We start from the raw sequence: 26,064 nt of genomic DNA on the forward strand, positions 1-26,064 counted from the left end.
TGACCAAAAGCTGATCAGTTGTTAGCTTGTAGTGTTTTCTGCTTGTAAATGATAATGTATGCTAGGTGTTGATCTCTGCGTCGGCGCTTACGTTGCTTAGTCAAGCATACTGATAGATCGTCATGAATTTTGAACGGATAATTGAATTGAATAACAGAACTATTTGGGTAGACATTACGACCTCTCAGCAGTGGCCGGGAGGAGTGGTGGGAATCGTTCGAGCAGAGTTGGAAGTTGCTGCTGCGCTGAACAAGCACTATCCTGATGTTCGCTTCAGTAAATTTGATAATGGAAGTTTTTTTGAGGTAAATAAAAGCGACTTGCCGTGGCTTGGTAAGGACGTAAATATCGCAGAAGCGTACCTCGAAGGAAGAGGTAAGGCTCATGCCTTTCCGGTGACAGAGAAGTCGATATCAAAAGTTGAAAAGTATTTGCGTAGGCTGGCAGCTGAAATTCCTAGTCGCTCTCGCCGCTTTCAACATTCGTTGTTATTAACCGTCAGTTCAATGCCTGTTCGCTGGCAAAAGCTGGGGATGTACCTGACCTGGTTGCCAAGAAAGATACTAGACGCAGCGATTTGTGTTCGGCTTCTTTTTCCCAAGGCAGTAGAAGAGTCTGCTAGCAACTCACTATTCTCAGCAAGCGGTTCTCTATCATATCCGTATAAGAACGGCGATATGGTTGTCAGCTTGGGGTGGCTTGATAGTGGTAAAGAAAACTATTATACAAAGGTCAAAGAGCGAGATCCAAATATAGAGCTAGTCTATATGGTTTACGATACCATACTAGTAGGTGAGTCTACTCACCATTTGTATCGCCCGCAGGAGGAAGACGGCTTTAGAAAATACTTCGAGTGGATATCTAAAACCTGCGACTATATTTTATATGCTGGTAATAGCCCTCAGGTAGATGGTATCGCTTATCAGGAAAAGCATAGTTGGCCTGTTCCTCCTAGTCTGTCGATACCATTTGGTGGTACCGACCTTTCAAAAAATAATGACTCTTTTAACGATCAAGAGATTTTGAGTTCTCTTGGGGTTGTTGGTCCATATATTCTTACTGTTGGTACGATTGAGGTAAGAAAGAATCATGACACTCTGTACAAGGCTTATGTTTCGCTGATTGAAAGTGGTGACGAAAATATTCCGCAATTAGTATTTGCAGGAAAGCCAGGCTGGCGGACTGGTGATCTTATTGACACAATTGAGCGTGATCCTCGCGTTGCTGGTAAGTTACTGTTGCTTTCCCCTTCGGATATAGAGTTGACGGCTCTATATCGTAATTGTCGCTTTACCCTTCTGCCTAGCTTCTATGAAGGTTGGAGTTTGCCTATGCCGGAGGGGTTAAGTTATGGGAAGCTTTGCTTAGCTTCGGACGTAACACCTTTAAGGGAGATTGGGCAAGAGTTTCCTGTATATATTCATCCATTGGATGTCATGGGGTGGGCGGATAAAATTAAGTTCTATAGCCACAATGACGATGCACTTCTTGCAAAAGAAAATAATATTAAAAATAATTGGAAGGCAACGTCATGGGAAAAATGTGGTGAGGATGTTTTAGTTGCTATCAAGGATTTCGCCAGTCGCAAGGTTGGCCAAAAAGAAACACTGAACTTGTGGTTCGATTTGACGCTTTCCTACGCTGTTTGGCGTGGAGGTGTAAGTGGTATTATTCGTAGTGAGTTGATTCTTGCTCACTATATGGAAAAGCTGGTGCCTGGAGTTAAGTTTTTTGGTTTCTATGAAGGAAAGTTCTTCGAAATTCCTCGCGATCGGTTGATTTGGCTTTTTGCTTCTACAGATGTTAACCGCCAATATGCGACCTTTCAAAAGTTTTGGAATGAGGCCGAGGCGAAGGGAGAAGGGCATAGAATCCCAATTTTCAATGGATCAAAAGAACCTGTGATCCAAGCGTCATTGATTTCTGAGCTTGAGCATGTGGCACCTTTTGTACTTTCTCGAAATGAAAGAATTAGAAATTCGGCTGGCTACTTTCTAAGTGCTTTACCTAGCGTATTGCAAAAGCTACTTGTCAATATGGCGTTGCGAACTGGGCTTATTAAGAAGTTTTCCAGTGCTGGTGTTTTAAATACTGCGGACTTTTCACCTCATAAAAATGAGGAGGGGCTTCCACAATACTTTGAGAAACTTCTAGAAGGAAGTGCTCAGGATCTACCATTTTCTAAGAATGATATGGTTTTTTCTGCTGGGATTAACTGGGATCAGCAGCCTCTAATAGAACTGATTAAGGCAAAACGGAAGTCGCCGTTCAATTTTGCTCAAATAATTTATGATATGACACCACTAATAACCCCACACTTGCATGCGAAAGAAGCGTTCAATTGGTATCAGCGGTTTTTTTATTTGTCAGGCTTGGCGAGTAACAAAATTATCTATGGCGGCGAAACGGCCATGCGAGATGGCGTGAAATGGCAAGCTGAGCATAATTGGTCAACTATTCCAGGACTTCCAGTGAAGTTTGGTGCGGATATCGCTCCTCAAACGGATCATTCAAAAGACTCTGAAATGCTTCTGGAAATGGGGGTTACAGGTCCCTTCATTCTTTCTGTAGGCACTTTAGAAATTAGAAAAAACCATGAAACGCTTTACAAGGCATATCTAAAGTTATTGGAGGATGGTGTTAAAGACATCCCTCAGATGGTATTTGTTGGTGGCGCTGGATGGAAGGCGCAGGATCTTTTTGAAATTATCACGAGAGATAAGCGCGTTTCAGGAAAAATACTCATTTTGCGGACGTCGGATCCGCAGCTAGATGTGCTTTACCGACACTGCCAATTTACTTTGTTGTCCAGCCTTTATGAGGGGTGGAGCCTTACTCTTCCTGAGAGTTTAGGTTACGGTAAGTTTTGCCTCACATCGGATGTAGATCCTTTGCGTGAAACGGGTAGGGATCTTGTTGATTACATCCATCCTTGGGATGTTGTCGGTTGGGCGGAGAAAATTAAATTCTACTCCCATCATCCAGAAGCTCTTGCAGCTCGTGAGGCTCGCATTCTAGAAGAGTGGAAAACTATTACTTGGGAAAAATGTGCGGAGGAGCTTATAGGTTCCTTTAAATCGATTGTTAAAGAGCAACAGGAGCGCCAACAATGAAAGATACTCGTGTTTTAATTACTGGGGGCAGTGGATTTATTGGTCGCTATCTCACAGAAGAATTAAAACTGCGTGGTGCGAATGTTCTCGGCACCTGTATTGATCAGCCTTCAGACGGAATGGTGTCGGTGTCTCTTACCGACAAGGACAAGCTTACGAGTATTATCGAACAGTTCTCTCCTGACTGGATTGTTCACTTGGCAGCTATAGCGCTGGTAACGCATGGTGATGCCCAACAAATTTACGGGGTGAATGTCCTTGGCTCGGAAAACTTATTTAATGCCGTAATTGATGCCAAAATTAAGCGTCCTACAATATTGTTGGCAAGTACAGCTGGTGTATATGGTAATCAAAATATAGAGTTTCTCCACGAGGGCTTGGAGTATAAACCGGCTAACCATTATTCATACAGTAAGATGGTAATGGAGATGCTTGCTAAACAATATTCTGATGATATAAGAATACATGTTGTGCGTCCATTCAACATTATAGGACCTGGTCAATCAGAATCCTTCCTTATTCCAAAAATTGTAAGGCATTTTGTAGACCGCGCACCCACATTGAAGCTGGGGAATATTAGCTCTGTTCGCGATTATGTTGAAGTGCATCGCTGTGCGTGGATGCTTGCTGAGCTAATGTCTAAAGAACATGATACCCCCTTTACAGTCAACCTCTGTTCTGGTCGTGGCTGGACTGGTTACGATGTGCTAGATCGGTTAACGGAAATTAGCGGCTATCGTCCGGAAATTGAGGTTGCTGACCAATATGTTAGGAAGAATGAGGTTTGGCGATTGGTAGGGGACTCTCATAATCTTCATAAGCTACTTGGGACTGATCCTGCTTTGCCGGACCTGGCCCAGATACTTAAATCCATGTACACCTCCATGAAATAAGGGTGGGGTATGGGTAAGGAGCTTTTTTACTATGTTTTGGTTGCCGCTTTATTTGTAGTAGGATGCCTTTATCTTTCTGTTGTTTGTCGAAAAGTTGGCATTCAGCAGTCTGAGCAGGTGGGGTTTTCGGGCTCGCTAGAATCCTTGCGTGGTATTGCTGCTTTTTTGGTATTTGGTGCTCATTCGACGATGTACTTCGGATTTGCCCCCAAACAAGTGGCTGCTGCATCTATGGGTGAAATTGGTGTATTGTTGTTTTTCATGTTGACAGGGCACTTGTTCTGGGGGCAGATCAAGGCAGGCAAGTTTGACGGGAATACTTTTTTTATAAAAAGGATTCGTCGCCTTGTTCCGATTATGATGGTGGTAATTGCAACATTTCTTCTTCTTGATTGGGTTCGCGCCGGTTTTCCGGTGCCTTCAATCAGTCAGTTGATAGCTGGTTTTCGGAATTTTGGCTTTGGGTTTGGTAAAGTTTTGAATAGCACAGGAGATGTTAATGACGTTTTTAGCAAGGATATGTATCTTCGAATAAATACAATCTGGACATTACGCTGGGAGTGGATGTTCTATTTGTTCATGCCACTTCTTGCTACCTTGGGTAGCCTTCCGAAGGTTACGGCATTGGCAGTTACCATTATCCTGATGTTTATGGATCCATTCTCTATAATGCAGGGGGGGACGGATGCCGTTTTTATCATGGCTTTCTGGCTGGGCGCCCTATCCCGCTCTATGGAAGACTATCGTAACGGTGTGTTATCATTCCTATTCAGTAGGCATGTGAGTAGCTGTCTCCTTCTTCTGGGGGTGCTAGCAACCGGTGTTTATCTGTTTGGCGGCGAGCTATCACAAAAAAATGTGAGGGTTCCGATCATGATACTTACAGTATTTCCGGTGTTCTTCTATTTTGTCGCCAGTAAATACCACCCTGATCGGCTCACTTGGAGACCTCTGCAGCAAGCGGGTAAAGTCAGTTACTCATTTTACCTATGGCATTTAGGGGTTAACTACTATGTGGTGAGGGGGCTTTCATTGCTTTTTGATCAGCCTCAATCGCTCATTTGTTTTGTAGTTAGCTGCACGGTGATGATGCTTATTGGATTGACTCTGTCTGCGATTTCTTATCGATATGTAGAAGAACCATTTCTCAAGAAAAGTACTCATATCACCACTTGACATAGATTATATAAGAGACAGGCTAGGACCATGAAAACAGCAATTATTACAGGGATTACAGGTCAGGATGGTGCTTATCTGGCTGAGCTGCTTCTTGAGAAAGGATATCTTGTATACGGTACCTTTCGTCGCACCAGTTCCGTAAATTTTTGGCGAATTGAAGAGCTTGGTATTACCAATCACCCTAACCTTCAGCTGATTGAGTACGACCTGACAGATCTGTCTTCCAGTATTCGTCTCTTGCAAACAGCAAAACCAGATGAAGTTTATAACCTAGCGGCGCAAAGTTTTGTAGGCGTTTCTTTTGATCAACCTATCACCACCGCCGAGATTACTGGGGTTGGTGTTGTAAACCTGCTTGAGGCCATTCGGATCGTCAATCCGAACATTCGTTTTTATCAAGCATCGACTTCAGAAATGTTTGGTAAAGTACAAGCTATTCCTCAAAAAGAGGATACGCCGTTCTATCCTCGTAGTCCCTACGGTGTTGCGAAACTGTATGCCCATTGGATTACAATCAACTATCGTGAAAGTTACGATATATTTGGCTGCAGTGGAATCTTGTTTAACCATGAATCGCCACTGCGCGGTCGTGAGTTTGTGACTCGTAAGATTACCGACTCTGTAGCCAAGATCAAGCTGGGGAAACTGGATGTTCTTGAGTTGGGGAACCTGGATGCCAAGCGCGATTGGGGTTTTGCTAAAGAGTATGTAGAGGGTATGTGGCGCATGCTTCAGGCCGACAAGCCAGATACTTATGTTCTTGCTACTAATCGTACTGAGACGGTTCGCGATTTTGTTTCTATGGCTTTTAAAGCTGTGGGGATATCTATTAAGTTTGAGGGATCTGAGGAAAATGAAGTTGGATTGGACTCGGAAACGGGTAAGGTGCTCGTTCGCATAAATCCAAAGTTTTATCGCCCTGCAGAAGTCGAGTTGCTTATCGGTGATCCAGCACATGCTTCCAAAGTGCTGGGCTGGGAGCCTAAAACCAGTCTTGAGGAACTTTGCAAGATGATGGTTGAAGCAGATCTACGTCGTAACGAAATCGGCTTTTCGTTTTGATTTCTTAGCGCACTTTCAGAAGTGAAAGTGCGCTTCTCTATATTGTGTTATAAAAATACTATATGAATATAATCTTATCGGTCGATCCTGTTAAGTTTCCACTTACCGGGATTGGCCGGTATGCATACGAACTAGCTAGAAGGCTACAAGAAACACCAGAAGTTGAGTCGTTAAAGTTCTTTTCTGGTACTAATTTTTTGTCTGTATTGCCTGCGCCTTCAGATGGTGCGGGAAAACAGCACAGTCTAAAACGGGCGGTGCAAAAGAGTTATATTGCTGTCGAAGCATATCGTTTGTTAATGCCTTATTTTCGATCTAGGGCATTGAGGGAGTATGATAATTTTCTTTACCATAGTCCCAACTATTACCTGCCGCCTTTCGCTGGATATAGTATCGCAACATTTCATGATCTTTCCCCTTTTACTTGGCCCCATTGCCATGCACCGCAGCTTGCCCGCTATTTGCGGAAGGAGCTCAAGACTACGCTCCTCAGGGCTGACGCACTGATTACGGACTCAGAGTACACTCGGCGAGAGTTGGCTGAATATTTTTCCTGGCCGATTGAAAAAATTTACACTGTGCCCTTAGCTAGTTCTATCGAATTTTACCCTCGCGACCTTGAGACTTTAAGAGAGCCTCTTTCTCGATACGGCCTCGAGGCTGATGGGTACAGTTTATTTGTCGGCACAATCGAGCCACGAAAGAATATCGAAACCTTGCTTGATGCCTATTCACAGTTACCTATAGAGCTGCGTAAGCGATGGCCCTTGATTTTAACGGGCTACCACGGTTGGCAAAATGAACGTATTCACGAGCGCCTCGAGAATGCCAAACGTGAGGGATGGGCCTGTTATTTGGGGTTTGTGCCAAGTGAAGACTTGCCCTTTTTGTTTGCAGGGGCAAGGCTGTTTACCTTCCCTTCGTTATATGAAGGATTCGGTTTGCCAGTCTTGGAAGCAATGAGTTCGGGCGTGCCGGTAGTATGTTCCAGCAGTTCATCACTACCAGAAGTAGCTGGTGGCGCGGCGTTGATGTGCGAAGCGATGGATGTTGATGCGTTGGCGGAGCTTATTCATAAAGGTCTTGTGGATGAAGTTTGGCGTTCTATTGCAATCGAGAGAGGTATACAGCATGCATCTGCTTTTTCCTGGGATCGCTGTGCGATGGAAACAGTCCAAGTTTATCGTCAGGTGATCAAAGGTAGATGATCAAGGTTCTGCACTTCTTCAAGACATACTACCCGGAAACTATGGGAGGGATCGAACAGGTTATCTTTCAGATTGCTGAAGGCTGTGTCAGTCATGGTTTTGAGTCCGAGGTGCTTTACCTCAGTGATTGTGGGGCTGCACGTAACGAAGTCGTAGGCCATCATTTGACCCATCGTTCCAAGCTCGATTTGCATGTCGCTTCGACAGGCTTTTCGCTTTCGGCATTCAAGGATTTTGCCGAATTAGCCAGGCAAGCCGATATTGTTCACTACCATTTCCCTTGGCCTTACATGGACCTGGTGCATTTCGCCAGCCGCTTGCGTAAGCCCACGGTTGTGAGCTATCACTCCGATATCGTCAAGCAAAAGTTTTTGCTCAAGCTGTATCAACCATTGATGAATCGCTTTCTTTCCAGTGTCGATTCTATTGTGGCTTCCTCGCCCAATTACGCCCAAAGCAGCCCGGTGCTGACGCGTTTTGAGGACAAGGTACGGATCATTCCCTATGGTTTGGATCGGGAGACCTACCCGACGCCATCACCCGCAAAGCTTGAGTATTGGCGTGGCCTGCTGGGCTCCCGATTTTTTCTATTCGTTGGCGCCCTGCGCTATTACAAAGGCTTGGATTATTTGCTGGAGGCGGCCAAACGTACTCAACTGCCGGTGGTCATCCTTGGTGGAGGCCACCTTGAAGCTGAGTTAAAGGCCCAAGCGGCTCAACTCGGACTGAGTAATGTGCATTTCCTTGGTGGATTGCCAGACGAGGATAAGGCCGCTTTGCTGCAGTTATGCTATGCCTTTGTATTTCCCTCTCATCTGCGTTCGGAATCATTTGGTATTTCACTGCTGGAAGGTGCGATGTATGGCAAACCAATGATTTCCTGCGAAATAGGGTCCGGGACGACTTTCATCAATATTGCCGATGAGACTGGCCTAGTAGTGCCTCCTTGTGACGCGGTGGCGCTTGCGCACGCGATGATGACCTTGTGGCAGAGTCCTGAACAGGCCAATCAGATGGGGCAGCGTGCGATGTACCGTTATGAGCAGATATTCTCCTCTCGCTCCATGGCTAGCGCATACGCCGATTTATATCGGGAGTTGCTCAAGCGTCCGGAAGGCTGATCGAGCACGAGGCTAACGCTATCATCGGTTCTTTCCTCTAATATATTCGGACGAATGTAATGCACTCCCGATCAATCCTCCTGACTGGAGGTTCCGGTTTTTTGGGTTCCGCGCTGTTAGGGCATTTGACCCGCACCGAAACGTTCACTGTTGTTGCAGCATTGCGGTCTACCCATCGGGCACTTGCTTCGAATGTGCGTATTTTTCCAATCGATAACCTGAATGCCACAACTCAGTGGGCTTCCGCGTTTGAGACGCCCATTGATGTGGTCATACACGCAGCCGCACGTGTGCATGTGATGTCAGAAGTCGCTGCTGATCCATTGGCTGAATTCCGCAAGGTCAATGTTGAGGGTACGCTCAACTTGGCTCGACAAGCGGCAGCATCAGGGGTGAGTCGTTTCATTTTCATCAGTTCGGTTAAGGTGAATGGAGAAAATACTGATTCGGGTTTGGCATTCAAAGCGGATGATATTGCTGAGCCATCGGATCCTTACGGTGTTTCGAAGTGGGAAGCTGAAATGGGGTTGCGTGCTTTGACCGCTGAAACGGGAATGGAAGTCGTGATCATTCGCCCTGTGCTGGTTTATGGTCCGGGCGTCAAGGCAAATTTTCTGTCGATGATGCGTTGGCTCGATAGAGGTTTCCCGCTGCCTTTAGGTTCGATTAACAATAAGCGGAGTTTAGTATCGCTTGATAACCTGATCGACCTGATCGCTACCTGCATGGACCATCCGAATGCTGCTAATCAAACATTTTTGGTCAGTGACGGTGATGATGTCTCGACTCCGGATCTTTTACGTCGTCTTGGTTGGGCTATGGGCAAGCCTGCCCGGCTGCTATCGGTACCGCGTTGGATGATGGAGGCAGGTGCCGCGGTATTGGGCAAGTCGGCCATGGTGCAGCGCCTGTTTGGCTCCTTGCAGGTCGACATTAGTAAAAACTACGAGCTACTTGGCTGGCGCCCGGTAGTCACCATGGATGATGCACTTCGCGCCACAGCCAAAAAATTTCTGGAGTCTCAGAAACGATGAATGTCTGGTGGTTGTTGCTGCTGGTAGTCGGCTTTTCGTTCTTTCTCACTGCCGTTTTACGTCGCTATGCATTGGCACGCAGCATGATGGACGTGCCCAACGAGCGTAGTTCCCATTCGGTACCGACACCGCGAGGTGGCGGTGTTGCCATAGTCATTACGTTTCTCTTTTCCCTGATTTACTTGTGCTGGACCGGTTGGATTGATATGGCATTCTTTATCGGCGCTTTTGGTACGGGAGCCATAGTAGCCGTCATAGGTTTTATGGATGATCATGGTCATATCGCTGCACGTTGGCGTCTGCTCGGACATTTTGTTGCGGGAGGATGGGCGTTGTTTTGGCTTGGCGGGCTGCCAGAGCTTGAAGCGGCAGGTGTTGCTTTGCATTTGGGCTGGATTGGTGGAGCTTTTGCACTTTTCTATCTGGTCTGGATGCTCAATCTCTATAACTTCATGGATGGGATCGATGGCATTGCCAGCGTCGAGGCCGTTTGTGCTTGCCTTGGGGTCTGCATACTCTATGGCGTCGGTGGGCACCAGGCTTTGATCTGGGCCCCATTGTTTATGGCTGCTGCTGTGGCAGGTTTCCTCATCTGGAATTTTCCGCCGGCAAAAATCTTTATGGGCGATGCTGGCAGCGGTTTCCTCGGGATCATGTTAGGTGTGTTTTCGCTGCAGGCTGCTAATGTTGATTCACGTCTATTCTGGGTATGGATCATTCTTTTGGGTGTATTCATTGTTGATGCAACCTTTACTCTACTGCGTCGTCTGGCCCGCGGAGACAAGGTCTATGAAGCCCACCGCAGCCATGCCTATCAGTATGCCTCCCGTCAGTATGGTCGGCACTTACCGGTCACTATGACGGTCCTATTGATCAATATGCTGTGGTTGTTGCCCATTGCCTTTTCAGTTATCCATTTTAATGTGGATGGGGTATTGGCCACTATCGTTGCCTATGTGCCTTTATTAGTGATGGCGTTGAAATATCATGCAGGCGAGCTTGAACCTAAGGTTATTAGCGCCAAACGCTAGTTGGATTTAAGTCGACCATGTGTTGTTTCCGTGCAATGCCAGTAGCTTTTGAAAGGGATAGGACCAACCGGTTGAGGTATATGGATAAGATACGTACCTATTTGCTAGGTTTGCCAAGAGGCAAAAAAAGACTGATTCAAGTCACCACGGACATTTTTTTGGTTTGGGGGGCATTGTGGTTGGCGTTCATTGTTCGCCTGGGCATCGAAGACATGTATAACCCCTTCAGGGTTCACGTCTGGCTCTTTGTTTGTGCCCCAATCGTTGCCATCCCGCTATTTATCCGTTTCGGTATGTATCGTGCCGTGATGCGCTATTTTGGTAATGATGCGCTCCTTGCCATCGTGAAAGCAGTTAGTCTTTCTTCCTTGATTTTGGCAGTGTTGGTCTATTGGTACAGTAACCATGAGGCGGTGGTCCCTCGATCCATCGTTTTCAACTACTGGTGGCTCAGCCTTGTGATCATTGGTGGCCTGCGCCTCTGCATGCGCCAATACTTCATGGGCGACTGGTTCACTGCAGCGCAGCATGTGCCATTCACCAGTCGCGATGACGGCTTGACCAAGGTCGCCATTTACGGCGCTGGCGTTGCAGGTAACCAGTTGGTGGCGGCGCTGCGTATGGGGCGGGTAATGCGTCCCGTGGCTTTTGTCGATGATGATCCGAGCATTGCGGACCGCTCTATTTCCGGTCTGCAGGTTTACAAGCCCAAACACATCCAACAGATGATTGAGGTAACCGGCGCTCAGGAGATTCTTTTGGCATTGCCGTCGTCGACTCGTGCACGGCGTCGTGAAATCCTCAATCTGCTTGAGGGCTTTCCTCTCCATGTGCGCAGTGTTCCGAACTTCACCGACCTGGCCAGCGGACGTGTGAAGGTCGACGATATTCAGGAAGTCGATATCGCAGACTTGCTGGGGCGCGACGCTGTACCTGCTCAGCCCGACCTGCTGGCTCGTTGTATCAAGGGCAAGACGGTCCTGGTGACTGGCGCAGGCGGCTCGATCGGGGCCGAGCTCTGCCGTCAGATCTTTTCGTTGGGGCCGACCACGCTTCTGTTGTTCGATCACAGTGAGTTCAATCTCTATAACATCCTGTCGGAGCTTGAGCAGCGTCTCTCTCGCGAGTCATCACCTGTTCGGTTGCTGCCCATTCTTGGCTCGATCCGCAATCCGCATAAGCTGTTGGATGTGATGAAGACTTGGAATGTCGATACGGTCTATCACGCGGCGGCTTACAAGCATGTACCGATGGTCGAGCACAATATTTCCGAAGGTGTCCTGAACAACGTGATGGGTACGCTCAACACTGCTCAGGCTGCATTACAGGCCGGTGTGGCCAATTTTGTGCTGATTTCTACCGACAAGGCGGTACGCCCAACCAATGTGATGGGGAGCACCAAACGTCTCGCTGAATTGACCCTGCAGGCTCTGAGTCGTGAAATCGCACCGGTTCTGTTCGGCGACAAGGCCAACGTATCTCGCGTCAACAAAACCCGTTTCACCATGGTGCGTTTTGGCAATGTGCTGGGGTCCTCTGGCTCGGTGATTCCGTTGTTCCACAGCCAGATCAAGTCGGGTGGTCCTCTGACCGTTACCCATCCAAAGATCACCCGTTACTTCATGACCATTCCCGAGGCAGCGCAATTGGTGATTCAGGCCGGCTCCATGGGGCAGGGCGGCGATGTATTCGTGCTGGACATGGGCGAGCCGGTGAGGATTGTCGAGCTGGCCGAGAAGATGATTCATCTCTCCGGATTGAGTATTCGTTCGGAGAGGAACCCCCAAGGCGACATCGCCATCGAGTTCACTGGCTTGCGCCCGGGTGAAAAGCTTTACGAAGAGTTGCTGATTGGCGACAACGTTTCTGCCACTCAGCACCCGATGATCATGAGTGCCAATGAGGATCATCTGTCTTGGGACTTGCTCAAAGCCAAGCTGGCGGAATTGCTCGCAGCCGTTGAGGAGGATGACTATTCCAAGGTTCGGCAACTGCTGCGTGAGACTGTCAGCGGTTACACCCCGGACGGCGATATTGTCGACTGGATTTACCAGCAGCGTCGCCTCGAACCCTGAGCTTACACACGTTGTAACCCAGTCGCTTTTGACTTGCCCGTGGCACCACCTAGGTTTGGAGAGCAGCTTTGGAAAAGTTGCTCTCCCTAATCGATGTCATGGAGTGTCACTTATGCGTATCGCTTATTTTCCCTCTCTGGTCTTCGCTCTGATGGCCAGCCTTTCTTCCATTACCTACGCAGCACCTGCGGTCAATGCCGAGACCAAGACTTCGGCAGTGGCGCAGGTGGTCTCTTCGGAGCAGGCAGGCAAGATCGATCTGAACACTGCCGATGCGGCGGCCTTGCAGCGCGAGCTGTCCGGCGTTGGTGCGGTCAAGGCGCAGGCGATCGTTAAATATCGTGAAAGCAATGGACCTTTCGCCTCGGTGGACGAACTGCTCGAGGTCAAGGGAATCGGCAAGGCGATTCTGGAAAGCAATCGGGAAAAATTGAAGGTCAACTGACGCTTCAATTCATGCGCAAGGCCGATCACTGATCGGCCTTGCGTTTTTCGGGCCCACCATAAGCAAGGTTGTGCCATTCAATGTTGTCTATCGTATCGATAGAATTATGATCGTAATATTTTATTGAATTATGACTATAATCAAACCGCTTCCCAAGCAGCGCATCAATTCCTTGTCTTTCCCTTCTCAAGCACTTTTCTGGAGAGCCGTTATGAATTCGATTTCCCCCAAGGGGCTGGCACTTGTCACCGGTGCTTCATCTGGCATCGGTGCGGTTTATGCCGAGCGGCTGGCCGCTCGTGGTTACGACCTGTTGCTGGTTGCACGCGATGAGCAGCGCCTGCAAACCGCCGCGACCCGGTTACGGGCCGAGTACAAGGTGCAGGTTGAAGTGTTGAAGGCCGATCTGACGCTCCAGGTCGATATGCTGAAGGTCGAGCAGCGCTTGCGCTCTGACTCGAGCATCAGTCTGTTGCTGAACAATGCCGGTATCGCGGCTGACGGGAGCCTGGCCGTTGCCGACACGGATCAGTTGGAGGCAATGATCCAGTTGAATGTGGTAGCGGTCACTCGTCTGGCTGCTGCGGCCGCCGCCAGCTTTTCGGCGGCGGGAAGAGGAGCGATCATCAATATCGCTTCGGTGGTGGCGCTGATTCCCGAGCGTTTTAATGCGACCTACAGCGCGACCAAGGCCTATGTCCTGAGCCTGACTCAGTCGCTTGCTGCGGAATTGGACGGTAAGGGTGTGCAGGTCCAGGCGGTATTGCCTGGGGTGACCCGCACTGAGATCTGGGAGCGCTCGGGCATCGACGCGCAAGGGATTCCAGCCGAGATGATCATGGAAGCCACCGAGATGGTGGATGCGGCTCTGGCCGGTTTTGATCAGGGGGAGTTGATCACCATCCCCTCGCTACCCGACTCGGCAGATTGGGACTCCTTCGTAGCTGCGCGTTTTGCCCTGGGGCCAAACTTGTCGAAAAGCAGTGCGGCTGCTCGCTACAAATAACGGTTTCGAGGCTGGAGGTTGGTGCGGATCACTCCGCCTGACCATCCTGTTTTTTCAGATGCTCGCGTGTTACCTCCAGTATCCGTTTGGCCAGGTCGGGGTTCTCGACACTGCGCGACAGCACCAGGGCCCCGACCAGGGTCGACATGATCACCAGGCTCTGGTCGGCGGCATTTTCTCCTTCGAGATTGGCCTCTACCTGCGCGAGTCGGGCATTGAGCACCGCATCAGTGGTGGGACTGGCTTGCCCGCGCAGGCCCAGTTCCGAAGACATTGTGGGCAGCGGGCAGCCTTCACTTGGGGAGGTCTGATGCCACTCGGACAGATAGCTGTCGATAAAGGCCGGCAGGGGTTGTTCCTGGGCAAATAGCGTGGCGCAGTGCGCATCGAGTTCTTCCGCCGCGGCCTGCAGGGCTTTTTCGACCAGTTCGTCCTTGGATTTGAAATGCGAGTAAAAACCGCCATGGGTCAGGCCCAGGGCTTTCATCAGTGGTTGCAGGCCTGTCGCCCCGATACCGTCGCGCCGAAAGCGCTCGGCGGCCTCCTTGATGATGCGTTGATGAGTTTGGGCTTTATGGTCGTGCGAGTAACGCATCGGGGAAGTCTCCACAGCTAGGGAGCCATCTTACCCAAGGTTGACGGAAGGGGGATTGCACTATTAACCCCGGAAACCTCATTTTTCTCACTGAATAGCTAGAAAAGCATGATTCGTCAGTGAGCCAAGTATCGGTTGGCATGAATAGTGACTATTGGATATCCATAGATTGTTCAACAATCGCAAGGCGATATTCATGAGCAACGTACTCTCCCTGGCCGATCAGATAACCCTCGAATTACGTGCCGATATCATCGGCGGTCGCTTGCTGCCGGGCATGGCCCTGGTGGAAAGCGATCTGGTGTCCGCCTACAACGCCTCGCGCAACACCATTCGCGAGGCCTTGCATCGCCTGGGACAGGAAGGCCTGACCCGCTACGTACGCAATAAAGGTGTCACGGTGCGCAGGCTGGGCATCGATGAAGTGCGTGATCTGTTCCAGGTGCGCCGTACCCTGGAGTTGCAGGCCATTACCTCCAGCAAACCGCTGCGCGACTACCAGTCCGACCGGATGCTCGAGGCTATCGAGGCCAGCGAACTCGCCCGCGAGCGCGAGGACTGGCGCTCGGTGGGCACCCACAGCCTGGCCTTTCATCAACATATCGTCGGACTGATGCGCAGCCCCTTGTTCGATGAGTTCTTCACCAACGTCGTGGCGCAGATGCGCCTGGTGTTTTGTGCCGCCCCTGACGAGCAGCATTTTCAATCGCCCTGGCTGGCCCGAGACCGGCAGATCCATGACTTGCTCGCCGCTGGCGACAAGCAGGCCGCCAGCGAAACCCTGGCGGTTTACCTGGATGATTCCGAACGGCTGCTGCTCGACATCCTTAGCCACTCTTCCCGCCACTGATCGAGGATTTCAACCATGTACAAAGACTATCCCGCGGCTTATCAGGTCAGCAAAGGTTCGGCACTGCAGGTGGACACGGTCTTTTATGAGCGGGTCCGTGACAGCAAGGACCAGCGCACCTTGATCGAACAATTCGAAGTGCCGATCCGTACCGGGCGCGCCTGGCATGTGCCGGCTGGGCACGTGTTCCGGGTGACCACGCCGGCCGGCCCGCAGGTCGGGGACTTCAACGTCTGGAATGCCAACGATCCGCGGGAGCGTCTGTGGGCGGCGCGTACCCGGCAGTTGCAGGGCGCGCATGTCAGTACCCATGACCGGTTGTGGTCGAACCTGCCGTTTTTGCGGCCATTGGTGACCATCACCGATGACAGCCTGGCCGGTTACGGGATCGACGAGCATGGCGGGCGCTTGCACGACCTGCTCGGCACGCGCTGCGATCCTTATGTGAACCGCATGCTCACCGGGGAGGACTTCCATCACCATTGCCATTCCAACCTGACGCGCGCGGTCCTGCCTCACGGCCTGACCGAGTTCGATGTGCATGACGTGCTGAACATCTTCCAGTGCACCGGGCTCAATCATGACGACATGTATTTCATGAAGGCCTGCCCCGCGCAGAAGGGCGATTACCTGGAGTTCTTTGCCGAAATCGATCTGTTGTGCGCGCTGTCGACCTGCCCGGGCGGCGATCTGTCGCTGCCCATGTGGGGGCCGGAGGCTCAGGACCCGCTCAGTGTCTGTCGGCCGTTGGGCGTGGAGATCTATCGGCTCGACGAGGCATTGCTCGAAGGTTGGAGCCAGCCTGAGCGGGCAGCCTACAAAGGTTTGCATGGCCTGCACATCGCCAAGGCTGCTTGGGAGAAATAGCGCTGCCGACCGCAGGGGCGGATAAAAAAGCCCCGCCATTTCGAGAAGGGCGGGGCTGTTCGATTGGGTTATCCAGTCAGCGGTCCTGCGCGTCCTTGGCGTCCGCTTCCGCGTTGCGCTCAGCAACGCGTTTGCGTTGCTCTTCGGTCAGTTCCACCTTGTTGGCGGTGTCGCGCAACATCATCAGACCGCCAACGATCGAGCCGATTGCAACGATCAGAATCAACCAGGCATACCAGGGCATAGGGCTCTCCTTGAGGGCATACCGGCGGGCGAGGAGTTTCGCCCGTCAAGCTGCCATACCACTTCGAGTTACAGCGTTTCGCAGTGGTTCCATTGTAGGCCTGATCTGCCCCGGTAACCTCTCTTGCATCAATCTTCTCGAAGGTTGCATTCGGCCATGCAAGCCAACTACAGAGAGATGCCATCCCCTCGGAGCCCGGTCAGCATTGCATCCGCCGGCGCATCGGCGCGCAGTTGCGCGGTCAGTTGGAAGTAGATGAAGCCGGCCACCATGAAACCGAGGAAGATCAGGCCGATCAGGCTGTTGAACCAGGCCATCGCCACCAGGCAGACCACGGCCAGTGCCAGGGCAATGGCGGGGACCAGCGGGTAGCCCGGTGCGCGGAAGGTGCGTTCCAGGTGCGGCTCGGCCTTACGCAACTTGAACAGGCTGAGCATGCTCATGATGTACATCACGATGGCGCCGAATACGGCCATGGTGATCATCGCCGCGGTCAGGGTCATGCCGCCCAGGTTGATCAGGCCATCGCTGTAGATGGCGGCGATGCCGATCAGGCCGCCGGCGATGATGGCGCGGTGTGGCGTCTGGAAGCGTGACAGCTTGGCCAGCGACGCCGGCAGATAGCCGGCGCGGGCGAGGGCGAAGAACTGCCGCGAGTAGCCGAGAATGATGCCGTGGAAGCTCGCCACCAGGCCGAACAGGCCGATCCACACCAGCATGTGCAGCCAGCCGGAGTTGTCCCCGACCACGGCTTTCATCGCCTGGGGCAGCGGGTCGTTGATGTTCGACAGGGTGCGCCAGTCGCCCACGCCGCCGGCGAAGAACATCACGCCCATGGCCAGCAGCACCAGGGTCAGAATGCCGCTGATGTAGGCCTTGGGGATGGTGCGTTTCGGGTCCTTGGCTTCTTCGGCGGCCATGGCCGCGCCTTCGATGGCGAGGAAGAACCAGATGGCGAATGGAATCGCCGCGAACATCCCGGCAATCGCCGGCGCGCCGAAGGTGTCCGAGCCCGCCCAGCCGTTGAGGGCGAAGTGGCTGAAGCTGAAGGCCGGCGCGACCACGCCCATGAACACCAGCAGTTCCGCCACCGCCAGTACGCAGACCACCAGCTCGAAGGTGGCGGCGAGTTTGACCCCGAGGATGTTCAGCCCCATGAACACGATATAGGCGCCGACCGCCGCATGCTTCGGGTCCAGGGCCGGGAACTGCACATTCAGGTAGGCACCGATCGCCAGGGCGATGGCCGGTGGCGCGAAGACGAATTCGATCAGGGTCGCCAGCCCGGCGATCAGCCCGCCTTTTTCACCAAAGGCCCGGCGGCTGTAGGCAAAAGGCCCGCCGGCATGGGGAATGGCGGTGGTCAGTTCGGTGAAGCTGAAGATGAAACAGGTGTACATGGCCGCGACCATCAGCGAGGTCAGCAGAAAGCCCAGGGTGCCGGCGACGCCCCAGCCATAACTCCAGCCGAAGTATTCCCCGGAGATCACCAGCCCGACCGCGATCCCCCATAAATGCAGCGTGCCCAGCGTTGGTTTGAGTTGTGTGTTCATGCGTGGCTCCCGGAACGGAATGAAATGCTCGGGACTGCTCATTGCACCGCTCATGCCAGAGCGAAAACGGCCGTCGTAAAGCGCAAAAAGCTGTCGTATCGAGGATGTTTCCAGTTGTTTCGGGGCCGAAGGCACCTGGGTTGGTGCACAGCCGTGCAACAGAGGAGGGCGGTGGAGCCTGGAGGCGCGCGATCGCGAGCAGGCTCGTTTCTACGTGCATCGGGATTTTCCGGTGCAGCAGCAAACCAGCTGGCGATCCCTTCCCCTGGCCACGCCGATGGCCGGTGTAAATCCCGCGTAAAGCCTTTCTTTACGCTTTCTTTATGCGTCGCCCACGCCCTCGATCTCGTTCCTTTACAGCCTCCCTGCGGACAATGCCCCACACGCGGCGATTGCCGTACGACGGAGAGATTCCATGAGCGTTCTGGACGGGGTGTCCCTGCTGCTGGCAGTGGGGCTGTTCATCTATCTACTGGTTGCGCTGTTGCGCGCGGATCGGAACTAGGAGCGGCTATGCACAGTTATGACTATTGGCTGATCCTCGGCTTCTTTGCCTTGGTGCTGCTGCCCGCGCCTTTCCTGGGGCGGTTCTACTACAAGGTAATGGAGGGCCAGCGCACCTGGCTGACGCCGCTGTTGGGGCCGGTCGAACGCGCTTGTTACCGGCTTTCGGGCGTCGATGCGCAAAGCGAACAGAGCTGGCAGAAATACACCCTGGCCCTGCTTGCGTTCAACCTGGCCGGCTTCCTGTTGCTGTTCACGATTCTGTTGTTCCAGGACCATCTGCCGCTCAACCCGCAGAACCTGCCGGGGCAGGAGTGGACGCTGGCGTTCAACACTGCGGTCAGCTTCATGACCAACACCAACTGGCAGTCCTACAGCGGTGAAGCCTCCCTGAGCTACCTGAGCCAGATGATCGGCCTGACCGTGCAGAACTTCGTCAGCGCCGCCACCGGTTTGGCGGTGCTGGTTGCACTGTGTCGTGGCATCGGCCGCAAGTCGACCAAGACCCTGGGCAACTTCTGGGTCGACATGACCCGTGCCACCCTCTACGGCCTGCTGCCGCTGTGCCTGCTGCTGGCACTGTTCCTGGTGTGGCAGGGCGTCCCGCAAACCTTCGCCCAGTATGTCCACGCCGTGACCCTGCAAGGCGTCGATCAGGTGATTCCATTGGGCCCGGCCGCCAGCCAGATCGCCATCAAGCAACTGGGCACCAACGGCGGAGGCTTCTTTGGCGTCAACTCGGCGCATCCGTTCGAGAACCCGACGGCCTGGAGCAACCTGTTCGAGGTGGCCTCGATCATCCTGATCCCGGTGGCCCTGGTGTTCACTTTCGGCCACTACGTCAAGGACCTGCGCCAGAGCCGGGCGATCATCGCCTGCATGCTGGCGTTGTTCCTGATCGGTGGCGCGACCTCGCTGTGGGCCGAGTACCAGCCCAACCCGACCCTGAACAACGTCGCGGTCGAACAGACCGCACCGCTCGAGGGCAAGGAAGCGCGCTTCGGGACCACTGCCACCGTGCTCTGGTCGGTGACCACCACCGCGGCCTCCAACGGTTCGGTCAACGGCATGCATGACAGCCTCAGCCCGCTGAGCGGCATGGTCGCGCTGATCAACATGATGGTCGGCGAGGTGATCTTCGGCGGCGTCGGCGCGGGCCTCTACGGCATGTTGCTGAACGTGCTGATCGCGGTCTTCCTCGCCGGCCTGATGATCGGGCGCACCCCGGAATACCTGGGCAAGAAGCTGCAGGCCAGGGAAGTACAGTTGCTGGTGGTGACGCTGATGGTGATGCCGGTCGGCGTGCTGGTACTGAGCGCCATCGCCGCGAGCCTGCCGGGGCCGGTGGCGGCGGTGAGCAACCCTGGCGCCCACGGTTTCAGCCAGTTGCTGTACGCCTACACCTCGGCCAGCGCCAACAACGGCTCAGCCTTCGCCGGCCTGGGCGCCAACACCCCGTTCCACAACCTGATGCTGGGCCTGGGCATGTTGATCGGCCGCTTCGGCTACATCCTGCCGGTGCTGGCCCTGGCCGGCAGCCTGGCGCTGAAAAAGACCGCGCCGATCAGCCAGAACAGCTTCCCGACCCATGGTCCGCTGTTCGTCACGCTGCTGACCATGACCATTTTGCTGGTGGGCGGCCTGACCTTTTTGCCGACCCTGGCGCTGGGCCCGATTGCCGAACACTTGAGCTTGGCTGCCTTTGGAATGAAGGGCTGAGGACTTAATGATGAATATGCATGTTCCTGCTTCCAAGAAGGCTGTAACCGAAATGCCCGGTGCCAAAACCGCGGCCTCGAAACACACTGTTGCCGAACAACAGAAAACCTCGATCGCAGCCCTGTGGCGTCCGGCGCTGGTACAGGCCTTCGTCAAACTCGACCCACGCCAGTTGCAACGTTCGCCGGTGATGCTGGTGGTCGAACTGACCGCGATCCTGACCACGGTACTGTGCCTTGTGCCGGATACCGCAGTACCGACCTTCGTCGCCGCGCAGATCGCCCTCTGGCTGTGGTTCACCGTGCTGTTCGCCAACTTCGCCGAGGCCCTGGCCGAAGGGCGTGGCAAGGCCCGCGCCGACAGTCTCAAGGCCGGCAGCGAGGGCCTGAGTGCACGCCTGAAAAAGGCCAATGGCAGCTTCCAGGTGATACCTGCCGCCAATCTGCGCAAGGGCGATGTGGTGCGGGTCGAGGCCGGGGAGATGATCCCCGGTGACGGTGAAGTCATCGAAGGCATTGCCGCGGTCAACGAAGCGGCGATCACCGGCGAGTCGGCACCGGTCATCCGCGAATCCGGCGGCGATCGCTCGGCGGTGACCGGCAATACCCGGCTGGTGTCCGACTGGTTGCTGGTGCGTATTACCAGCAATCCGGGCGAATCGACTCTCGATCGCATGATTGCCCTGGTGGAAGGCGCCAAGCGCCAGAAGACCCCCAACGAAGTGGCCCTGGACATCCTGCTGATCGGCCTGACCCTGATCTTCCTGATCGTGGTCGTGACCCTGCAGCCGTTCGCCCACTTTGCCAATGGCAGCCTGCCGCTGGTGTTCCTGGTGGCGTTGCTGGTGACCCTGATTCCGACCACCATCGGTGGCCTGCTGTCGGCTATCGGGATCGCCGGGATGGACCGCCTGGTGCGGCTGAACGTGATCGCCAAATCCGGTCGCGCCGTGGAAGCGGCGGGTGACGTGCATGTCCTGCTGCTGGACAAGACCGGCACCATCACTTTCGGTAACCGTCGTTGCGCGGCCATCCACGCGGCGCCTGGGGTCAACCACCAGGAAATGGCCGAGGCCACCTTGCTGGCCTCGCTGGCGGACGACACGGCGGAAGGCAAGTCCATCGTCGAATACCTGCGCGGGCTTTATCCACAGTCTGAGCCGGGCGCCGATGCGCTGACCGCCGTGCCCTTCAGTGCTGAAACCCGGCTGTCCGGTGTCGACTATCAGGGGCGGGTCTATCGCAAGGGCGCGGTGGATTCGGTGCTGGCCTTCGTTGGCCTGCAACGTGGCGAGCTGGCCCCGGCGCTGTCCCGGGAAATCGACAAGATTGCCCAGAGTGGCGGCACGCCGCTGCTGGTGTGCGCCGAGGGCAAGCTGCTCGGCGCCATTCACCTCAAGGACGTGGTCAAGCCCGGTATCCGCGAGCGTTTCGCCGAGTTGCGCAAGCTGGGGATCCGCACCGTGATGGTGACCGGCGACAACCCGCTGACCGCCGCCGCCATTGCCGCGGAGGCCGGGGTGGATGACGTGCTGGCTGAAGCCACGCCGGAGAAAAAGCTGGCGCGCATTCGCCACGAACAGAACGACGGTCGCCTGGTGGCCATGTGTGGCGACGGCGCCAACGACGCTCCGGCGCTGGCCCAGGCCGACGTCGGCATGGCGATGAACGATGGTACCCAGGCGGCGCGCGAAGCGGCGAACATGGTCGACCTCGACAGCGATCCGACCAAGCTGCTGGACGTGGTGCAGATCGGCAAGGAGCTGCTGGTGACCCGTGGCGCCCTGACCACCTTTTCCATTGCCAACGACATCGCCAAGTACTTTGCGATCCTGCCGGCGCTGTTCGCGGCGATTTATCCACAGCTCGGCGTGCTCAATGTCATGCAACTGAGCAGCCCGCAGAGCGCGATCCTCTCGGCGATCGTGTTCAACGCCCTGATCATCGTCGTGCTGATTCCGCTGGCCCTGCGCGGGGTGCGGGTGCAGGCGGCCAGCGCGGCCCATCTGCTGCGCCGCAACCTGCTGATCTATGGCCTGGGCGGGATCCTGGTGCCGTTCCTGGGCATCAAGCTGATCGACATGCTGCTGACGGCTTTGCATCTGGTGTAACCCCGCGACCCTGTAGGAGCCAGCTTGCTGGCGATGGCGTCAACCCAGTGCGCCAGACGCACCGCATCGCTAGCAAGCGGGTTCCTACGGAGTCCGGGTAAACCCGTTAACCGAATCGAGGATTTGATGATGTCCACTGTATTGCGTCCGGCCTTGAGCCTGATTGTGTTGATGACCCTGATCACTGGTGTGGCCTATCCGCTGGTGGTCACCGGCGTGGCCCAGGTGGCGTTCCCGAAACAGGCCAATGGCAGCCTGGTGCTCGATGGCGTGGGCCAGGTCCGTGGTTCGGCCCTGATCGCCCAGGATTTCAGCGGCGACAGCTGGTTCCACCCGCGTCCATCGGCCGGGGCTTTTGCCACGGTGTCCAGCAGCGCGAGCAACCTGGCGCCGAGCAACCCGGCGCTGGCCAGCCGTGTGATCGATGACGCCAACAAGCTGGCGGTGCCAGGGCAGGGGCCGGTACCGCTGGCGTTGCTGACGACTTCGGGCAGCGGCCTGGATCCGCACTTGCCACCGGCGGCGATTAACTATCAACTGGCGCGGGTCGCGGCGGCGCGCAACCTGCCGGTCGCCACGTTGCAGCAACTGGTGGATGCCCATGTCGAGCAGCCTCTGGTCGGCCCGCCGGTGGTGAATGTGCTGGCCTTGAACCGGGCGCTGGAAAAGCTCGCCCTGTAGCCAGCTGCTACAAGTTTGTATGTCGATGATTTGAGTCCAGAGAGAACAATGCATGAGTGATTCCGGCCGCGCCGACGCCCTGTTAGCCGATCTGTCCCATGACGGCCGCGGCCGGCTCAAGGTCTTCCTTGGCGCCGCCCCGGGCGTCGGCAAGACCTACGCCATGTTGCAGGCGGCGCACACGCAATTGCGCCAGGGGGTGAAGATCCTGGCCGGGGTGGTGGAAACCCATGGTCGGGCGGAAACCGAAGCCTTGCTCGGTGGCTTGCCGCAACAGCCGCTGGTGCGTTCCGAATACCGCGGGGTCATGCTCGAAGAGATGGACCTCGACGGCCTGCTCAAGGCCAAACCCAAGCTGGTATTGGTGGATGAACTGGCCCATACCAACGCCCCCGGCAGCCGGCACGCCAAGCGCTGGCAAGATGTTCAGGAACTGCTGGCGGCCGGTATCGACGTCTTCACGACGGTCAACGTGCAGCATCTGGAAAGCCTCAACGATCAGGTCCGCGGCATTACCGGGGTGCAGGTCCGCGAGACCCTGCCCGACTGGGTGCTGCAGGAAGCCTACGAGTTGCTGCTGGTGGACCTGCCGCCGCGAGAACTGCTGGAGCGCCTGCGCGAAGGCAAGGTGTATGTGCCGGAGCAGGCCAGGGCGGCGATCGATGCGTTCTTCACCCAGACCAACCTCACCGCGCTGCGTGAGCTGGCGATGCAGGCCGCGGCGGCGCAGGTCGACGACGATCTGGCCCAGGGGTATCGCAAGCTCGGGCAGGCCGCGCCGGCGGTGCGCGGACGCTTGCTGGTAGGGGTCGATGGCGACGCCCAGGCCGAGCGCCTGGTGCGTCATGCCAGCCATGTCGCCCGGCGGCGGCATCTGCCCTGGAGCCTGGTGCATGTGGATGACGGCCGGGTGCCTGACGAGCAAGCTCGCCAGCGCCTGCAAAGTGCCCAGCAACTGGCCGAGCGCCTGGGCGGCGAGGTGGTCCTGCTGCGGGCCGGCGAAGTGGCCAAGACCCTGATCCAGCATGCCGCGGAGCGGCGCGCCAGCCTGGTGCTGGTGGGGCAGTCACGCAAACGCCTGCGCCGCCGTTTGTTCGGCGGCGGCCTGGCGGCGCGCCTGCTGCGCAACGCCCAGGGCCTGGAAATCAACGTGCTCGACAGCGAGGACGAACCCGGCCAGCCGCGCCTGCGGGTGGAGCGTTCGCTGGTCTGGTTCGACTACGCCCTGGCGGTCCTGGCGACGGTCCTGGCTTCGGGGCTGTCATGGGCGGTGGCGAGCGTGCTGGCGTTGCCGAACATCTCCCTGGTGTTCCTCGCCGCAGTGCTGCTGGTGGCGGTGCGCAGCAGTCTCGGGCCGGCGCTGGTGTGCGCGGCGTTGTCGTTCCTGACCTACGATTTCCTGTTCATTCCGCCGACGTTCTCCTTCGCCATCCAGCGCGAGGAGGACGTGTTGACGCTGCTGTTCTTCCTGTTGATGGCGGCCCTGACCGGCAACCTGGCGGCGCGCCAGCGTCGGCAGTTGCAGGCATTGCGCGACACCCAGGAAGAAACCAGCGAACTGCTGGACCTGTCGCGCAAACTCACCGCCGCCACCGACCGGCAGGCGGTGGTCAGCGCCGCGGCGCAGCACCTCAATGGCTGGAAGGAATTGCAGCTGTGCCTGCTCAATCGCGACGGGCAGGGTGGCTGGAAGGTCGAGACGGGTGGGCCCTTGCAGTTTTCCGAGTCCGAACGGGCCGCCGCCGACTGGGCCTGGCAACACGATCAACCGGCCGGGATGGGTACCGGGACCCTGCCTTTCGGGCGCTGGTGGTGGTGGCCGTTATCCGTCGACGAGGGCCCGCTGGGCTTGCTTGGAGTCTGTCCGAAAGAAGGCGAGGAGCTCAACGCTCAGCGTCGTCGCCTGTTGAGTGCCTTGAGCCAGCCCCTGGCCCAGGCCTTGGCCCGGGCACAGTTGGCCGAGGATCTGGAAGCGGCGCGCCTGCACGGCGAAACCGAGCAATTGCGCAGTGCGCTGCTGGCCTCGGTGTCCCATGACCTGCGTACCCCCTTGACCTCGATGCGCGGCAGCATCGACAGCCTGCTGGCGCTGGGGGAGGCGATCCCCCTGGAAGACCGTCGCGAACTGCTCGAAGGCACGCGGGATGAGGCCGAGCGCCTGGATCGCTACATTCAGAATCTGCTGGACATGACCCGTCTCGGCCATGGCTCGTTGAAGCTGGCGCGAGACTGGGTGGCGCCGGCCGATATCGTTGGCAGCGCGCTGAATCGCCTGCGAGTGGTGCTGGCGCCGCTGCGGGTCAGCACCGAATTGCCGGCCGAACTGCCGTTGCTGTTCGTGCATGCGGCGCTGATCGAACAGGCGCTGATCAATGTCCTGGAAAACGCCGCGCGCTTTTCACCGGCCAACGGCCGTTTGCAACTGAGTGTCGGGACCCGCGATACCGAGCTGCTGTTTGCCGTGAGCGACGAGGGGCCGGGAATTCCGGTGGAAGATCGGCCGCGGATTTTCGACATGTTCTACACCGCGGCACGGGGCGATCGCGGTGGGCAGGGCACCGGCCTGGGGCTGGCGATCTGTCAGGGCATGGTCGGTGCCCATGGCGGGCGCATCACGGTGGGTGAAGGGATCGACGGGCGTGGTACCTGCATCACCTTGTGCCTGCCGCTGCAGGTGCAACCCGAGCTTGAAGGAGAGGCCTGAGTGCCGGTAAAAAAGCGTCAACCCAACGAGGCCAGGAGGGCCGCACATGTTCTTTACGATCCAGAGCCAC

At 55.4% G+C, this 26,064-nt stretch carries 21 protein-coding genes; 18 read left to right on the plus strand and 3 right to left on the minus strand.

Translation table 11 applies throughout. The annotated features are described in order from the left end of the window. Positions 1–122 precede the first annotated feature (122 nt). From BMY68_RS13430 to BMY68_RS13480, 11 genes are all read left to right on the plus strand, one after another. Positions 123–3,113: a glycosyltransferase gene (locus BMY68_RS13430; RefSeq protein ID WP_085531750.1), complete on the plus strand. Its 2,991-nt coding sequence runs from the start codon at positions 123–125 to the stop codon at positions 3,111–3,113. Further along, complete coding sequence (locus BMY68_RS13435; protein ID WP_085531748.1) at positions 3,110–4,006, plus strand: NAD-dependent epimerase/dehydratase family protein; 897 nt, start codon at positions 3,110–3,112, stop codon at positions 4,004–4,006. The genes BMY68_RS13430 and BMY68_RS13435 overlap by 4 nt, the downstream gene beginning before the upstream one ends. Positions 4,007–4,015: 9 nt before the next feature. Then, positions 4,016–5,182 carry an acyltransferase family protein gene (locus BMY68_RS13440; protein WP_085531747.1) on the plus strand — a complete coding sequence of 389 codons (1,167 nt, stop codon included), beginning with the start codon at positions 4,016–4,018 and terminating at the stop codon, positions 5,180–5,182. 30 nt (positions 5,183–5,212) lie between these two features. Then, positions 5,213–6,247: a GDP-mannose 4,6-dehydratase gene (gene gmd, locus BMY68_RS13445; protein WP_085531745.1), complete on the plus strand. Its 1,035-nt coding sequence runs from the start codon at positions 5,213–5,215 to the stop codon at positions 6,245–6,247. A 62-nt stretch (positions 6,248–6,309) separates the two neighbouring features. Further along, entirely contained in the window at positions 6,310–7,455 is a 1,146-nt protein-coding gene (locus BMY68_RS13450) for a glycosyltransferase family 4 protein (protein ID WP_085531743.1), read from the plus strand. Beyond that, positions 7,452–8,576 (plus strand): glycosyltransferase family 4 protein, encoded by a 1,125-nt coding sequence (locus BMY68_RS13455; RefSeq protein WP_085531741.1) that lies wholly within the window; start codon positions 7,452–7,454, stop codon positions 8,574–8,576. The genes BMY68_RS13450 and BMY68_RS13455 overlap by 4 nt, the downstream gene beginning before the upstream one ends. Positions 8,577–8,635: 59 nt before the next feature. Next, positions 8,636–9,610 carry a UDP-glucose 4-epimerase family protein gene (locus BMY68_RS13460; RefSeq protein WP_085531739.1) on the plus strand — a complete coding sequence of 325 codons (975 nt, stop codon included), beginning with the start codon at positions 8,636–8,638 and terminating at the stop codon, positions 9,608–9,610. Continuing rightward, positions 9,607–10,641 (plus strand): MraY family glycosyltransferase, encoded by a 1,035-nt coding sequence (locus BMY68_RS13465; RefSeq protein ID WP_085531737.1) that lies wholly within the window; start codon positions 9,607–9,609, stop codon positions 10,639–10,641. The genes BMY68_RS13460 and BMY68_RS13465 overlap by 4 nt, the downstream gene beginning before the upstream one ends. 80 nt (positions 10,642–10,721) lie before the next feature. After that, complete coding sequence (locus BMY68_RS13470) at positions 10,722–12,716, plus strand: polysaccharide biosynthesis protein (RefSeq protein WP_085531735.1); 1,995 nt, start codon at positions 10,722–10,724, stop codon at positions 12,714–12,716. A gap of 112 nt (positions 12,717–12,828) precedes the next feature. Further along, positions 12,829–13,161, plus strand: coding sequence for a ComEA family DNA-binding protein (locus tag BMY68_RS13475; RefSeq protein WP_053262183.1), 333 nt, complete (start codon positions 12,829–12,831; stop codon positions 13,159–13,161). A 211-nt stretch (positions 13,162–13,372) separates the two neighbouring features. After that, entirely contained in the window at positions 13,373–14,167 is a 795-nt protein-coding gene (locus tag BMY68_RS13480) for an SDR family NAD(P)-dependent oxidoreductase (protein ID WP_085531733.1), read from the plus strand. 28 nt (positions 14,168–14,195) lie between these two features. Here the strand turns inward: BMY68_RS13480 and BMY68_RS13485 are convergent, their stop codons facing one another. After that, a complete protein-coding gene (locus BMY68_RS13485; RefSeq protein ID WP_085531731.1) occupies positions 14,196–14,762 on the minus strand; it encodes a TetR/AcrR family transcriptional regulator in 567 nt (188 codons plus the stop codon). Positions 14,763–14,958: 196 nt separating this feature from the next. Here BMY68_RS13485 and BMY68_RS13490 point away from each other — a divergent pair, with 196 nt between their 5' ends. Next, the gene (locus BMY68_RS13490) at positions 14,959–15,612 is read left to right on the plus strand and encodes a GntR family transcriptional regulator (protein ID WP_085532515.1); all 654 of its coding nucleotides are present in this window, start codon (positions 14,959–14,961) and stop codon (positions 15,610–15,612) included. Positions 15,613–15,627: 15 nt separating this feature from the next. Further along, positions 15,628–16,479, plus strand: a complete 852-nt coding sequence (locus BMY68_RS13495) for an urea carboxylase-associated family protein (protein WP_085531729.1) — start codon at positions 15,628–15,630, stop codon at positions 16,477–16,479. A 76-nt stretch (positions 16,480–16,555) separates the two neighbouring features. On the opposite strand, the gene BMY68_RS13500 is transcribed toward BMY68_RS13495, so the two are convergent. Together BMY68_RS13500 and eat are read right to left on the minus strand one after the other, a co-directional pair. Continuing rightward, positions 16,556–16,723, minus strand: a complete 168-nt coding sequence (locus tag BMY68_RS13500; RefSeq protein WP_008006000.1) for a DUF2897 family protein — start codon at positions 16,721–16,723, stop codon at positions 16,556–16,558. Between the two features lie 167 nt (positions 16,724–16,890). After that, positions 16,891–18,276 carry an ethanolamine permease gene (gene eat, locus BMY68_RS13505; RefSeq protein ID WP_085532513.1) on the minus strand — a complete coding sequence of 462 codons (1,386 nt, stop codon included), beginning with the start codon at positions 18,274–18,276 and terminating at the stop codon, positions 16,891–16,893. Positions 18,277–18,691: 415 nt separating this feature from the next. On the opposite strand from eat, the gene kdpF reads away from it, so the two are divergent. From kdpF to BMY68_RS13530, 5 genes are all read left to right on the plus strand, one after another. Further along, positions 18,692–18,781 carry a K(+)-transporting ATPase subunit F gene (kdpF, locus tag BMY68_RS13510; protein ID WP_007899818.1) on the plus strand — a complete coding sequence of 30 codons (90 nt, stop codon included), beginning with the start codon at positions 18,692–18,694 and terminating at the stop codon, positions 18,779–18,781. Positions 18,782–18,789: 8 nt separating this feature from the next. Then, positions 18,790–20,499 (plus strand): potassium-transporting ATPase subunit KdpA, encoded by a 1,710-nt coding sequence (kdpA, locus tag BMY68_RS13515; protein ID WP_085531727.1) that lies wholly within the window; start codon positions 18,790–18,792, stop codon positions 20,497–20,499. A 10-nt stretch (positions 20,500–20,509) separates the two neighbouring features. Beyond that, a complete protein-coding gene (gene kdpB, locus BMY68_RS13520) occupies positions 20,510–22,609 on the plus strand; it encodes a potassium-transporting ATPase subunit KdpB (protein WP_085532511.1) in 2,100 nt (699 codons plus the stop codon). 129 nt (positions 22,610–22,738) lie between these two features. Then, the gene (gene kdpC / locus BMY68_RS13525; protein WP_085532509.1) at positions 22,739–23,290 is read left to right on the plus strand and encodes a potassium-transporting ATPase subunit KdpC; all 552 of its coding nucleotides are present in this window, start codon (positions 22,739–22,741) and stop codon (positions 23,288–23,290) included. A 52-nt stretch (positions 23,291–23,342) separates the two neighbouring features. Next, entirely contained in the window at positions 23,343–25,994 is a 2,652-nt protein-coding gene (locus BMY68_RS13530) for a sensor histidine kinase (RefSeq protein WP_085531726.1), read from the plus strand. The last annotated feature ends 70 nt before the right edge of the window (positions 25,995–26,064 follow it).

The sequence above is a fragment of the Pseudomonas sp. NFACC41-3 genome (assembly GCF_900109505.1).
Lineage (GTDB): Bacteria > Pseudomonadota > Gammaproteobacteria > Pseudomonadales > Pseudomonadaceae > Aquipseudomonas > Aquipseudomonas chlororaphis.

Coding starts and splice junctions, on each gene's coding strand:
- BMY68_RS13440 (WP_085531747.1), top strand. CDS start 4,016: ATGGGTAAGGAGCTTTTTTACTATGTTTTGGTTGCCGCTTTATTTGTA.
- kdpB (WP_085532511.1), top strand. CDS start 20,510: ATGAATATGCATGTTCCTGCTTCCAAGAAGGCTGTAACCGAAATGCCC.
- BMY68_RS13485 (WP_085531731.1), bottom strand. CDS start 14,762: ATGCGTTACTCGCACGACCATAAAGCCCAAACTCATCAACGCATCATC.
- BMY68_RS13470 (WP_085531735.1), top strand. CDS start 10,722: ATGGATAAGATACGTACCTATTTGCTAGGTTTGCCAAGAGGCAAAAAA.
- BMY68_RS13455 (WP_085531741.1), top strand. CDS start 7,452: ATGATCAAGGTTCTGCACTTCTTCAAGACATACTACCCGGAAACTATG.
- BMY68_RS13465 (WP_085531737.1), top strand. CDS start 9,607: ATGAATGTCTGGTGGTTGTTGCTGCTGGTAGTCGGCTTTTCGTTCTTT.
- kdpC (WP_085532509.1), top strand. CDS start 22,739: ATGTCCACTGTATTGCGTCCGGCCTTGAGCCTGATTGTGTTGATGACC.
- BMY68_RS13490 (WP_085532515.1), top strand. CDS start 14,959: ATGAGCAACGTACTCTCCCTGGCCGATCAGATAACCCTCGAATTACGT.
- eat (WP_085532513.1), bottom strand. CDS start 18,276: ATGAACACACAACTCAAACCAACGCTGGGCACGCTGCATTTATGGGGG.
- BMY68_RS13500 (WP_008006000.1), bottom strand. CDS start 16,723: ATGCCCTGGTATGCCTGGTTGATTCTGATCGTTGCAATCGGCTCGATC.
- BMY68_RS13450 (WP_085531743.1), top strand. CDS start 6,310: ATGAATATAATCTTATCGGTCGATCCTGTTAAGTTTCCACTTACCGGG.
- BMY68_RS13435 (WP_085531748.1), top strand. CDS start 3,110: ATGAAAGATACTCGTGTTTTAATTACTGGGGGCAGTGGATTTATTGGT.
- BMY68_RS13495 (WP_085531729.1), top strand. CDS start 15,628: ATGTACAAAGACTATCCCGCGGCTTATCAGGTCAGCAAAGGTTCGGCA.
- gmd (WP_085531745.1), top strand. CDS start 5,213: ATGAAAACAGCAATTATTACAGGGATTACAGGTCAGGATGGTGCTTAT.
- kdpA (WP_085531727.1), top strand. CDS start 18,790: ATGCACAGTTATGACTATTGGCTGATCCTCGGCTTCTTTGCCTTGGTG.
- BMY68_RS13530 (WP_085531726.1), top strand. CDS start 23,343: ATGAGTGATTCCGGCCGCGCCGACGCCCTGTTAGCCGATCTGTCCCAT.
- BMY68_RS13480 (WP_085531733.1), top strand. CDS start 13,373: ATGAATTCGATTTCCCCCAAGGGGCTGGCACTTGTCACCGGTGCTTCA.
- kdpF (WP_007899818.1), top strand. CDS start 18,692: ATGAGCGTTCTGGACGGGGTGTCCCTGCTGCTGGCAGTGGGGCTGTTC.
- BMY68_RS13475 (WP_053262183.1), top strand. CDS start 12,829: ATGCGTATCGCTTATTTTCCCTCTCTGGTCTTCGCTCTGATGGCCAGC.
- BMY68_RS13460 (WP_085531739.1), top strand. CDS start 8,636: ATGCACTCCCGATCAATCCTCCTGACTGGAGGTTCCGGTTTTTTGGGT.
- BMY68_RS13430 (WP_085531750.1), top strand. CDS start 123: ATGAATTTTGAACGGATAATTGAATTGAATAACAGAACTATTTGGGTA.